The 12,974-nt window shown below is 33.4% G+C and carries 10 protein-coding genes; 3 read left to right on the top strand and 7 right to left on the bottom strand.

Annotated features, from left to right (window positions below):
- Positions 1-138 precede the first annotated feature (138 nt).
- Positions 139-936, top strand: a complete 798-nt coding sequence (locus tag ACWGOQ_RS08935; protein WP_452057602.1) for a hypothetical protein — start codon at positions 139-141, stop codon at positions 934-936.
- A 58-nt stretch (positions 937-994) separates the two neighbouring features.
- On the opposite strand, the gene ACWGOQ_RS08930 is transcribed toward ACWGOQ_RS08935, so the two are convergent.
- The 7 genes from ACWGOQ_RS08930 to menA all read right to left on the bottom strand — a co-directional run bounded on the left by ACWGOQ_RS08930 (position 995) and on the right by menA (position 9,720).
- Positions 995-2,317: a M24 family metallopeptidase gene (locus tag ACWGOQ_RS08930; protein ID WP_452057601.1), complete on the bottom strand. Its 1,323-nt coding sequence runs from the start codon at positions 2,315-2,317 to the stop codon at positions 995-997.
- Positions 2,318-2,415: 98 nt separating this feature from the next.
- Positions 2,416-4,569, bottom strand: coding sequence for a vWA domain-containing protein (locus ACWGOQ_RS08925; protein WP_452057600.1), 2,154 nt, complete (start codon positions 4,567-4,569; stop codon positions 2,416-2,418).
- Between the two features lie 102 nt (positions 4,570-4,671).
- The gene (locus ACWGOQ_RS08920) at positions 4,672-5,787 is read right to left on the bottom strand and encodes an AMP-binding protein (protein WP_452057599.1); all 1,116 of its coding nucleotides are present in this window, start codon (positions 5,785-5,787) and stop codon (positions 4,672-4,674) included.
- A 72-nt stretch (positions 5,788-5,859) separates the two neighbouring features.
- Positions 5,860-6,762 (bottom strand): CPBP family intramembrane glutamic endopeptidase, encoded by a 903-nt coding sequence (locus tag ACWGOQ_RS08915; protein WP_452057598.1) that lies wholly within the window; start codon positions 6,760-6,762, stop codon positions 5,860-5,862.
- A gap of 13 nt (positions 6,763-6,775) precedes the next feature.
- On the bottom strand, positions 6,776-7,816 hold the full coding sequence (locus tag ACWGOQ_RS08910; RefSeq protein ID WP_452057597.1) for an o-succinylbenzoate synthase: 1,041 nt from the start codon (positions 7,814-7,816) through the stop codon (positions 6,776-6,778).
- A gap of 19 nt (positions 7,817-7,835) precedes the next feature.
- On the bottom strand, positions 7,836-8,516 hold the full coding sequence (locus tag ACWGOQ_RS08905) for a metal-dependent hydrolase (RefSeq protein WP_452057596.1): 681 nt from the start codon (positions 8,514-8,516) through the stop codon (positions 7,836-7,838).
- Positions 8,517-8,760: 244 nt separating this feature from the next.
- Positions 8,761-9,720 carry a 1,4-dihydroxy-2-naphthoate octaprenyltransferase gene (menA, locus tag ACWGOQ_RS08900; protein WP_452057595.1) on the bottom strand — a complete coding sequence of 320 codons (960 nt, stop codon included), beginning with the start codon at positions 9,718-9,720 and terminating at the stop codon, positions 8,761-8,763.
- Between the two features lie 281 nt (positions 9,721-10,001).
- Here menA and ACWGOQ_RS08895 point away from each other — a divergent pair, with 281 nt between their 5' ends.
- Positions 10,002-10,985, top strand: a complete 984-nt coding sequence (locus tag ACWGOQ_RS08895) for a helix-turn-helix domain-containing protein (RefSeq protein WP_452057594.1) — start codon at positions 10,002-10,004, stop codon at positions 10,983-10,985.
- A 164-nt stretch (positions 10,986-11,149) separates the two neighbouring features.
- Positions 11,150-12,853 (top strand): alpha-amylase family glycosyl hydrolase, encoded by a 1,704-nt coding sequence (locus tag ACWGOQ_RS08890; RefSeq protein ID WP_452057593.1) that lies wholly within the window; start codon positions 11,150-11,152, stop codon positions 12,851-12,853.
- The last annotated feature ends 121 nt before the right edge of the window (positions 12,854-12,974 follow it).

Genomic DNA, 12,974 nt, shown 5'->3' with positions numbered 1-12,974 from the left:
GAATGTTCTAAAGGCGATACATACTTGTATCGTCTTTATATTTTTATTGCAATACGGTTTTTTACTAAAAATCTTACTCGTAACATACTAAAACACGTATTATTAAGTTCAATATTTATAAACAAAAAGCAAAAAATAATGAACAAATCATTTTTAAAAATTAAAGTATTAAGTATTGCTATACTTTCCGCTCTATTTATTATAAGTTGTAGCAATGATGACGGTGATAAGGTTTCTACTGAAATCACTCAAGAAGATGTTATGAAAAGTTTGGAAGTAGAAGAGATCTCTAATTTCATTGATGATTTAACGTTAGACAACATTTCTATGAACCGGTCTAATGTTGTAATATCCTCAAAATTTAACAGACCTGGTTGTGCGGACTTTACTATAACTGAAAATGGATACACCCTTACTTTTACAGATTGTACTACCGAAAATGGAGAATCTATTAGTGGTGCTATTAATGTGACTATAGTTATCGAAAATAATGAAGTATCAACCACAATTACTTTTGATAATTTAACTTATGCCGGAAACTCAATTAACGGTAGTAAGAGTACATCCTATTCACTTGACACTACTGATGGAGGAAATTTTGTATATACGGTAGTGTCGGATTTATCCATTATGCAGGCTGATGGTACAACAGCTTCTGAGCAAGGTACTAAAACATATACAGTAAATGGTCTTGGCACAGCGAGTGCTAGCTATACTATTGGTGGTAGCTGGATTGTAACTTTAGGTAGCGATAGTTATTCATTAGCAACTGACCCTACTTTAGAAGGATCTTTTACTTGCGAATATATAACTACTGGTACTTTAGTAATGACCAAAAATGCGTTAAGTGCTTCTATCAATTACGGTGATGGAACCTGTGATAATAAAGCAACAGTAACCTATCCAGATGGCACTACAGAAGAGATTGACCTATAACTTTCTTCTGAGTTTAATTTTAGAAAACATCCGTAAAAATTTACGGATGTTTTTTTTATCACTGTCTTTTAGGAATGGTGATCAATTCAGTTTGCCTTTCGTTGATATATCTAAATCCATCTTTCCCCCAAAAACCTGCTTCCTCTAGCATGATTCTAATATCCTTACTCCACTCAGAAATAGTGACTGTGGTATTTAATTCTATCGCATATGCTGTATTTTCGTATAATGGATAATCTCCATTAACAGGTACACCGCCCTGCGAATCCCACATGCCGATTGTGGTACCTGACGAATGACCATAGAGTCCTAAAGGGTGCGTATAAATTGCAGGCTTTAAACCTTCTGCTTTACCTTCTTCCAACGATTTTGATAAAATTTCATTTCCAGTTTTTCCGGTTTCAAAATTAGCTGTAAAAATATCCTGAACACGATTTCCATCAGAAAATGCTTTGATCAAATAATCAGGTGGAGCCATCTCCCCATTTTTTAAAATATAAGCGTGCTGCTGACAGTCTGTATTGAGCCTTAAATAGGTAATGCCAAAATCACAATGTATGAGGTCACCTTGCTTAATAATCTTATCATTGGGTCTATTAGAAAAAGAAACAATATGATCTTTTAATTGCTCATTTTTTCGCTGAATATCTACCGTAGGATGAAACCATGTATCCAACCCCATATCTGTTACTTTTTGTCGCAGCCACCAAACCACATCATCTGTAGTTGTAGTTCCAGGCTTGATAACTTTAGTGCTAAAAGCTTCCGCAATGATATTGTGCGTTATTTGAACCAGCTCTTTGTACAACTCCATTTCCTGTTCGGTTCGGGTTTCTATCCAGGCTATCGCCAATTTCTCTGCAGAAGTCACCCTTTGTTTATAGTTTTCAGGGAGTTGGTTCATAAACGCTTCATAATCCGTTTTTACTACTCCGTCTACGATTCCGAAATGCTTAGAATAATTTATACCGATTTTTTTAGGATCTCTTTTTGCTATAATATCGATTAATGCTTTCCATTGATCGGGCTCCTTTTCTTTATCCCATGCAGAATCAATATACTTCCCTACATTGTATCTTGCTACTGCCAGTTGTTCTATGGTATTCTTTTCTTTATTTCTGTAAAAAACTAATATGGTTCTTCTTCTTGCATTCAACCATTTAGCGGGTAACATCGTTCTTAACACCGGATCTTCATTATATTCTCTCGAAATTAAAATCCACATATCAATACCAGTACGATCCATCAATTGAGGTAACAGTTTATTAAAGCGATCTGCCAAGATTTGATCAACGATCTCTGCTCTATCCCTTTCCGGAAGGATTTGTGCCTTGGAATTATAAGTTATAAAGACTACTATTATAATAAGAAGTTTTTTCATGGTGTGATTCATTAAGATCAAATAAATGTATCACAAAAAAGAGACACCTGCAATGTATTGTAGATGTCTCTTTCCTTACTAAATTTCTTAAAATGTATCTATTTTACCCTATAACTATGCATCAAACGAATAAACTCTGCCCTATATCCTTGATTATCAATTGATCTGCTTTCTTCTGCTAATGCGATTATATTTTTGAGGTCTTTATTAGCTATATACTTCGACTTCCTAACTTTCATACCGAACCAAGCAACCGAGGCTGCAAAATTGAAATCTTTTGATACCTTATTATCATTTGTTTTTAATACGTGAACCATTTCAATACTTTTATTTTCCTGCGGTCTTTTATATCTAAATTTCAACGTTAATAATTCATCGCCATATTCTTGATTGATCTTTGCATCTGTATATTTTAGATCTGGAATATGCTTTAGGTATTTGCTTGTGATGCCTACAGGAATTATTTCATATAAAGCTGTTACAGTGTGTCCACTTCCTAATTCACCGGCATCTTTTGTGTCATCTACAAAATCTTCATTGGCTAACAATCTATTTTCATATCCTACCAAACGATATGCTTGTACTTTTTCTGGGTTAAATTCTACTTGAATTTTTACATCTTTTGCGATGGTATACAATGTCCCACCAAATTCTTCGCCCAAAACTCGTTGTGCTTCTTGCATGGTATCTATATATGCGTGGTTTCCATTCCCTTTATCTGCTAAAATTTCTAATTTACTGTCTTTATAATTGTGCATGCCAAACCCTAAACACGTTAGAAACACTCCTGATTTACGTTTTTCTTCGATTAAAGCTTTCATATCCATATCACTACTCATCCCGACATTAAAATCTCCATCAGTGGCAAGAATTACACGATTATTACCCTCCTTAATAAAATTTTTCTGAGCAATTTTATAAGCAAGCTGGATCCCTGCACCACCCGCTGTAGAGCCACCCGCGTTAAGATTATCTAATGCATGATTAATTTCATTTTTGTTTGCTCCTGATGTTGGTTTCAATACCATACCTGCGGCTCCGGCGTATACTACTATGGAAACTTTGTCTTTTTCTCTCAACTGATTTACCAATAATTTAAATGCCTTTTTTAATAGTGGTAATTTATTAACATTACTCATAGAACCAGAGACATCCAGTAGAAATACCAGATTTGATGGTGGAATCGCGTTTTGCGGAATTTCTTTTCCTTTTAAACCAATTTTCACCAATTGAGTATCTGTATTCCAAGGTGTTTTGCCGTATTCTGTATGTATTGCAAATGGATGATCATCTTTAGGTACTTTATAATCATACTCAAAGTAGTTGATCATTTCTTCTATTTTTACTGCATCCGCAGGTATTTGCTGACCATTATTGATCATTCGTCTTACATTACTATAAGATGCTTTATCCACATCGATAGAAAATGTAGATAATGGGGAGGTCAGTACTTTCTCAAAATTATTTTCTGAGAATTCTTCGTAAGACTCATTATTTTCTATTGTAAAGTTTCCGCTATGTGTTGTAATGATAACACATCCATGAATTGCTCCAAATCCATACAAAGCAGTAGCACTCGTACCCTTAACAACTTTAACATTTGCTATTATAGCAGGATCTAAATTTTGAATATTATTTACACCTTTTTTCGTAACGGGAACACCATCAATTATATATAATGGCTGTTGCGAAGTAGAAACACTATTAGCACCTCTAATTATAACTGAACTATTTGAATTTACATAACCAGCATTGTTAGTTGCAGTGACTCCAGCTACTTTACCACTTCGTACTTTATTTGAAGAAGTGTTTGATGTTTTTCTTGTTCTTTTGGCTTTTCTTCTTTCTGCTCCGGACATTGCTACGGATTCACTAGAAATTGCAGAAACTGCATATCCAAACGTTCTTTTTTCTCTACTTATACCTTGGGCAACTACTACAACTTCTTCTAATTTTGCGGTAGATATACTCATAACAACATTCATAATGGAACCATCTTTTTTAACTTCTACTTCTTCAGTTTCATAACCGATAAAAGAAAAATTTAAAACATCTCCAGTATTCGTATGAATCGAATAATTCCCTTCAAAGTCAGTTTGAGAACCCTTGTTCGTTCCTTTAATAATTATATTTACTCCAGGAATTGGTTCGTTATTGACTGCATCTGTAACGGTTCCTGTAATTGTTAGTTCTTGTGCGCGCAATACTCCTGTGAATAAAAACAACAGGGTAAAGTAGTTTAGTAATTTCATAATTGATTATTTTATTATGAAATAAAACTACCACCAGAAAATCTTGCTTACAATCTATACTGAGGGAAGTAGATGTTTTAATTAGGTAAGTCGCCTAAATTGTTAGTGTAAATCATTATGAACTATCTCCAACGTCTTAGCACGCTGGATTTTTCCATTATCAGTTTCTATGAATTGGGGTAGGAAATAGATCTCTTTAGGTATTTCATATTTCGTCAAAATACGTATATGTTGCATTGCTTCTTGTAATGTTTCTTTTACTACAATATCAAAATCACGTTCTACTAACAACACTACTCTATCACCCAGGGAATTATCAGGAATACCAGCAATAAAAAATCGATGCCCAATAAGTAGCTGAAGTTTAGTTTCTATTTCTTCTGGATATAATTTAATGCCTCCACTATTGATTACATTATCAAAGCGACCTTTCCAGATAAACTTTTTATATGTTTTTAACTCCACAACATCATTAGTTATGATCGTTTCTTCATTTAATTGAGGAGCTTTAATAATCAAGCAATTTCTTTCGTCAGTATTTAAAGTGATATTAGGTAGCGCCTTAAAATATTTAGCCTCTTTTTTATCTTTTTTCTTTGGATTAATTCGTCTTGCTGCGATATGCGTAACGGTTTCGGTCATTCCATACGTCTCAAAAACCTTGGTTTTGATCCCTTGAATTAACTCTTTAAGGTTCTCTGACACCTTTCCTCCGCCTACAATCAATTTCTTTATTAAGTGCAACCTATTAATTGAATTATCCAGCTGCAAAGGTACCATCGCACAAAAATCATACTGCTTATATACGGTATCTAATGGATTTGTCTTTGGCGGAACCAAGTCTATCTTCCATCCCAAAATCATTGCTCGAACCAACATCATTTTACCAGCAATATATGCGGCAGGTAGGCATAATAAGGCGGTTGTATCTGCTTCTACCTTGAAAAAAGCACCAGTCGCCTTAGCGCTGTTGATCATGTGTTGTTTATAAACTTTGATTTTCTTCGGCTTACCTGTTGATCCCGAGGTCTGAACAATTATATAGTCGTTATCATTTAACCAATCCAATAAAAAATAACCTACTTCCTGCTCATAGAATTCTCCTTCTTCAATAAAAACACGGGCAATTTGTTGCAATCCAATTGTATCCGAAGACTGTTTATTAATACTAAAACCTTCGTGTATCTCCGGAATAGAAAATGTACGTTCTTTTTGCATATTCAAATTTCAATTTTCTCACATACTCATGGGTTATGTTTGTGTAAATTGTATGTTATCAATTTGTTATCATTATTCTTGTTGAGGAGCTACTTTAATCTTTCCAAATAACTTATCCTTCCATCCAGTCCATTTATACCGTTTGGAAAGAATTAAAATGTAAATTGGGAATACCACAAAGACAGGAATCAATATTTCGAATCCACTTTCGGGTTCTCCAGTGTATAATAATAAAGAATCGGTCTGAAAAGCAGTCCAAGATGATGTAACTAGTAAGGCAGTCACCAGATTGTTTGCTGCATGAAAACCTAATGCAAGCTCTAAACCCTCATCCATTAATGTAATGATACCCAGAAATAATCCTGTGCCTATATAATACACCATAATCTGTGGACCTATTTTTGCAACTTCTGGGTTTCCAAAATGCATCAGTCCAAATATAACCGACGTTACAATTAGTGCTACCCATCGTAATTTAGTGGCTAAACCTAAACCCTGCATCATATAACCTCTAAACAAATATTCCTCAAAACTTGTTTGTATAGGAACAATTAGAATAGCCATAATTGCTAAAACCATAAATGCTTTTGGTTCGAAATTAAGTTGAAATTCTTCGGGATAGAAATAGTATAATATTCCCGTAGTACCTATAATATATAGGGTAACTACACTAAACATAAATAAAACCCTTTTCCAATCAATTTTCGCTCTGGATGTAGTTAGTGATTTTATACTTTGTTGATGTACAACTTTAACCCAAAAAAACAAACCTGCCAAAAAAATTACAAATGGCCCTACTGAGATAAGAAAAAATAGTGGCTTCCCCAGTGTTTCTATTTGTTCTGCCATTATAGCTTCAACATCTACTCCCTTAGAAAACAAAAGATTAACAGCAATTAACCCTAAAAATCCAACCGGAGGAAAGAAATACTTCCACATTCCTAATTTTCCTTTTCTTCCTTGTTCTATATACATCTACAATTTATTTTTAATTTAAATAGGACCCTGCCCAATTTTTAGTAGGTTGATATTGTAATGTTCCTTCTTTTACTAATAAAGGTGCTTTTATATTGTTAGTATACAATCCTCCAGTTCCTAAACCTTGTGGCATGTTACTACCCAAAGTGTACGTATATTGGGCTATAGCATTTAATCCTATATTACTTTCTAAAGCACTAGTAATCCACCATCCTATATCTAATTCATTTGCAATATCAATCCATTCTTGTGTACCTTTAAAACCTCCTATCAAGCTTGGTTTTAAAATTATAAATTGGGGTTGTATAGTTAGTAGCAACTTTTTCTTTTCTGTTACATCAAAAACACCAATTAATTCTTCATCTAATGCAATCGGCAGTGGAGTTCTTTTGCATAATGATTTCATGTCCTGTAATTGCCCTTGTTTAATTGGCTGTTCTATGCTATGAAGATGGTAGGTACTTAATTGTGTTAAATTCCCCAACGCATCTTCTGGAGTAAAAGCGCCATTGGCATCTACCCGAAGTTCAATAATATCTTTAGAAAACTGAGAACGTATGTAAGACAATAATGCTATTTCTTCCTCAAAATTAATAGCTCCAATCTTCATCTTTATACAATCAAACCCTTGATCTAACTTCTTAACGATCTGATTTTTCATGAACTCCTTCTCTCCCATCCATATCAATCCATTGATAGGAATGGCCTCTATACCTTCGGTAAAATTAGAAGGAAACAACGCATAAGGTGATCTGCTTTCAAAGGATTTGTAAGCCATCTCTACACCAAACTGGATACTTGGAAATTCTTTTAATTCTTCCCAAAGTCGTTCTACTCCCAAATGAATATTTTTGCAAGTCCATCGCAATTTTTCTTCATAATCAGGTCTGTCGTCTATACTTAAGGTTCTTAGAATTCCACATTCTCCAATACCTTGTTTCCCTTCAGAAGTAATAACAATAAACCATGTTTCTTTGGTTTTTAAGATACCCCGAGAAGTTCCACTGGGTCTTTTAAATTCTAAAATGTGTTTATAATAGGTAGCTTTCAAGTGTTTATAATTTATTTCTTTACAGTTCTATACTTTCACCGATAGCCAACAACATCAAATCCTTATCTTTCGCAAAAAACTTTTTTTTCGCTTCATCATGATCAATTTCAATATATCCAAAAGTGTCATAATGAACACCTAAAACCTTATCACATGCTATAAAATCACTGGCAATTATTGCATCATCGACACCCATTGTAAAGTTATCTCCTATTGGTAATATTGCTAAATCTAACTTTGTTGCTAAAGGAATTAATTTCATGTCCATGGTCAGAGCGGTATCGCCAGCTACATAAATATTTTTGTGTTCACCTTCAATTACGAATCCTCCTGGTTGCCCTCCATAACTTCCGTCTGGAAAACTACTGGTATGGATTGCATTTACATATTTTACTTTCCCAAAATCAAACTCCCAGTTTCCACCGTGATTCATAGGATGCACTTCGATTCCTTTTTCTTGGTAGTACATTGCAATTTCATAATTGGAAACTATGGTAGCTTCACTATTTTTTGCAATGACTTCTGCATCCAATGTATGATCCTGATGTGCATGCGTTAATAATATAAAGTCAACTTTAAAATCGTTGATATTCACCGTATCTTTAATTAATGGATTTCCAGAAATAAACGGATCTATCAGAACTTTAGTTTCTTTTATTTCCAATAAAAGTGTATTGTGTCCGTAGAATGTGATCTTCATTGTGTGAGGTTTTAAAATTAATAATCTTACAAAAATGATAACAACAGAAGACTGTTCAAAAAGTTATTTAATCTGCTATTGAGAGCTATTCGAGAACAAATAGTTATTAGTTCTCTATTCATTTTAACTTTAGCTTGTTCTGAGCAACATTAAAAGCACACGGTACCTTATCTATATTATATCTTTTTTCAGATAGTATCAAGCTCCACTAGTTTTGAGTTCTTTAAAACTAAGCATCACTAAATTATAAAATCTGTCCTAAACTAAACAATATGGCGAGTAAAAAAGTAGATAGCGCTACTTTTTTTAATTCTGGGTCTAAATGCTTAGTGTTTTTTGTTTTTACTACTTTAACTAAATGAATTAATAGAGGGATAAAAGCTATCAATACTAATAGATTCATATATCGTATATAAGTAAAAAATAAAAATATTAGCATAGATACCATAGCACCCGTAATCAAAAAGTAATGATATTTTTTAGCCTTTGCAATTCCTAGCGTTACTACCAGTGTATTTTTTCCAGCTTTTTTATCACTATCGTGATCTCGCATATTATTAAGGTTAAGTACCGCAGTACTCAGTAAACCTATAGCTATAGCAGGAAGAAAAACTAACAAGTTCAATTCTTTTGTGAATAAGAAATAGCAACCTACGACACTTACCAATCCGAAGAAAATGAACACGAATACATCGCCAAAGCCCTTATAACCGTAGGCAGAATCACCTATGGTATATTTTATCGCAGCTGTAATTGCTCCTATACCTAAAATAAAAAAGAATACTGAATATAGAAAATACGCCTTTCCAAAAGAAACATAGATAAGAAATATTGCCAATACCAAGGTAACCATAGCGGTAATTACAATTCCTCTAAACATTTCTTTCCTTGAAATAGCACCACTTTGTAATGCACGTTGGGGTCCTACTCTATCTTCATTATCTGTACCTTTAACTCCATCTCCATAATCGTTTGCAAAATTAGAAAGTATTTGCAGTCCAAGAGTTGTAGCAATAGCTAACCAAAAAATAGAAGTTTCTGAAAAAAGTAAAAGTTTTCCTCCAAAACCAATTTTATATTCAAAAGATGGATCTATATTTATTGAACCGTTATTAAACATGGACGACCCCACAATAATTCCGGATACGGATAACGGTAATGTTCGAAGTCTTGCTGCTGAAATCCAAGCTTTCAATTTGTTCATTCTCATCTAAATTATCATCAAAGGAACAGTATTTTAATTTTAAAAAAAAATAAAAAAAATCTGGGAATTATTTAAATTAGCAATATGCCAATTCCTTTACCATTAGAATTTCCTTCTTTTAACATATACAGTACACCACTATTAGTATTGGTAGTTCAGGCATATATTTTTGCTTTTCTTCTATTGGTAAGATTTTTCTAAAAAAACACTTCTCTACTTTATTTTTATCCTTGCTTATTTTTATTACCGGGTATCATAGAACCACATACACTATTGGCTTTATGGATTGGTATGAAATCTATCGCAATACAAAAATTAATTATTGGCTTATTGCCTTATCGCTAGCCATTGATCCTCTTTTATACTTTTATGTAAAATCAATCACCACTTCTAATTTCAAATTCAGAAAAAAGGATATTTTACATTGTATCCCAGTTAGTGTATACATCGTTTATAAAATTTCAATTTTTCTTTATGATGCTGCGCAACCAGGATTTAAAGAAACGCAAAATGGATACCTCAAGATTGTATTAGATGAGAAGTATGTTGGGCCACTTGTTGGGATTGTAGAAAATTTGCAGATGCTATTGTATCTGGCTTTTACAATTCAACTCTATTATATCTACAGAAAAAAAATTCAACATTTTTTTTCTAACACCTACAGTTTAGAGCTCAATTGGATTAGAAACTTTCTTTTTATGTACTCTTTTTTATTTCTTTATAGTTTGTTTCAGGGAGTAATCGGATCTATAATAACAGACTTGCACTGGACTCAACGATGGTGGTGTCATTTTTTTACAGCAATAGCTATTATTTATATTGGCATTAAAGGATATTTTACAAACACTCACAAATTAAAAAACCTTAACTTTTCTCTAACTATTGAAAAGAATAATGCAACAGAAGGAACTGTATTACGTGAAGAAATAATTAGATATAAAGAAAAAATACAGCGATTTATGGAAGAGGAACAACCATATATGAACCCCGACCTTAATCTTACGGAGCTCTCTAAAATGCTTAAAATTTCTGCATCAACAGTTTCGGATACAATCAATTCAGGATTTGACAAAAATTTTAATGATTTTGTAAACTCATATCGAGTTGAAGCGGTACAAAAAATGCTTCAAAAAGGAAAACAAGAACAATTATCGCTATTAGGTATTGCTTATGAATGTGAGTTTAATAGCAAAGCAACCTTTAACAGTGTTTTTAAAAAACTGACAAATACATCTCCTTCTCAATATGCTCAATCTCAAAAATAATAAGTGATAGCCTAATTTTTATGAATTTCGCAATTCTACTAAGATGGATTTTTACACTCAATTTTATAGATTAGCAACTTAAACTAGTATTGATTTCTGTTTCAATACAATTCTTGATCTACATAAATGAAACAAATATGTTTTGAGACAATAAAAATAAACACATGAAACATTTAGTTACAACAACACTTTTCGTTCTGTTTTCCTTTCTTATTTCCTGTAAGGATGATACCAAATCAATATCTTCTAAAACCAAAATTAACGAACCAAAAACGGTAAAATCGGTAACCACAGAAAACATGCCTTTTCTTTGGGAAGGAGCTAATGTGTATTTCTTGCTTGCAGATAGATTCAAAAACGGAGATCCAACGAATGACAAGGTTTTAGAACGAACCAAAGAAACTGGTGTATTACGTGGTTTTGAAGGTGGAGACATCCAAGGTATAATTCAAAAAATCGAAGATGGTTATTTTAACGATCTAGGTATTACTGTACTTTGGGTAAATCCATTAGTGGAACAGATTCACGACAGTGTAGATGAAGGAACTGGCAACACATACGCTTTCCACGGATACTGGGCAAAAGACTGGACTGCTATTGATCCTAATTTTGGAACTTATGACGACCTTAAAAAGTTAGTAACAGTTGCACATCAAAACGGAATACGAATCCTGATGGATGTAGTTATCAATCACACGGGCCCCGTAACAGAAAAAGATCCCGTATGGCCCGACGATTGGGTACGTACCTCTCCTCAATGTACCTACAAGGATTACGAAACTGCTGTAAAATGTACGCTGGTTGAGAATCTTCCTGATATCAAAACAGAAAGTGACACAGAAGTAAAGCTTCCGGAGGTATTAGTAGAAAAATGGAAAAAAGAAGGAAGACTAGAGGCTGAAATGGATGAATTAGAGCTCTTTTTTGCAGAAACAGGACTTAAAAGGTCTCCAAAAAACTACATTATTAAATGGCTAACAGATTACATAAGAGAGTTAGGAATTGATGGATATCGGGTAGATACTGTAAAACATGTAGAAGAAGATGTTTGGGCTACACTAGCAACACAAGCTAAAAATGCGTTTGTAGAATGGAAAAACAATAATCCTGATAAAGTGTTGGATAATAATGAGTTTTATGTCCTTGGAGAGTTGTATGGATATGGAATCGATGGAAAACGTTTCTATGATTTTGGAGATCGCAAAGTAGATTATTATGCTCACGGGTTCGATAACCTTATTAATTTTCAGTTTAAATATGATGCAAAGCAATTGAACTATGAAAAATTATACAATAAATATAGTACTACATTACAAACCGGTTTGATCGGTAAGAGTGTCATGAACTACATCACCTCTCACGATGATGGAGATCCATTTGACAAAGAAAGAAACAAAACATACGAGTCTGCGACCAAACTTTTATTGACTCCTGGTATTTCGCAAATATATTATGGAGATGAAACAGGAAGATCCTTAGTCATTGAAGGAGCACAGGGGGATGCAACATTGCGATCTAATATGAATTGGGATGCTTTAGAGCAAGATGAAACAAAATTATTATTGCAGCATTGGCAAAAATTAGGCAAATTCAGAAGAAATCACCCAGCTATTGGCGCCGGAAAGCATAAGATGATTAATGAAAGTCCATATGTCTTTTCTAGAACGTATAGCAAAGATAATTTGGTTGATGGTGTTGTAGTAGGATTAAATCTGAGAAAAGGAACGAAAACTTTAAAGGTTGGTTCCGTTTTTACGGATGGAACTATTGTAAAAGACACCTATTCGGGAATAGAAGCTACTATAAAAGATGGCAACGTAACACTCAAATCTGAGTACGAAATAGTACTATTAGAAGCTAAAAAATAATATTTAGCAAACCGACTCACTAAAATAGGACGGCTCAAATTATAATTTGAGCCGTCCTATTTTGTTTTGAGGCCTAGTATTCATAATTGATTCAGACATTTGAAACATCAAATAATCTAAA

Source organism: Aquimarina ulvae (assembly GCF_053613295.3).
Note: the sequence above shows the minus strand (reverse complement) of the source record. Positions and strands in the feature narration are given on the sequence as shown.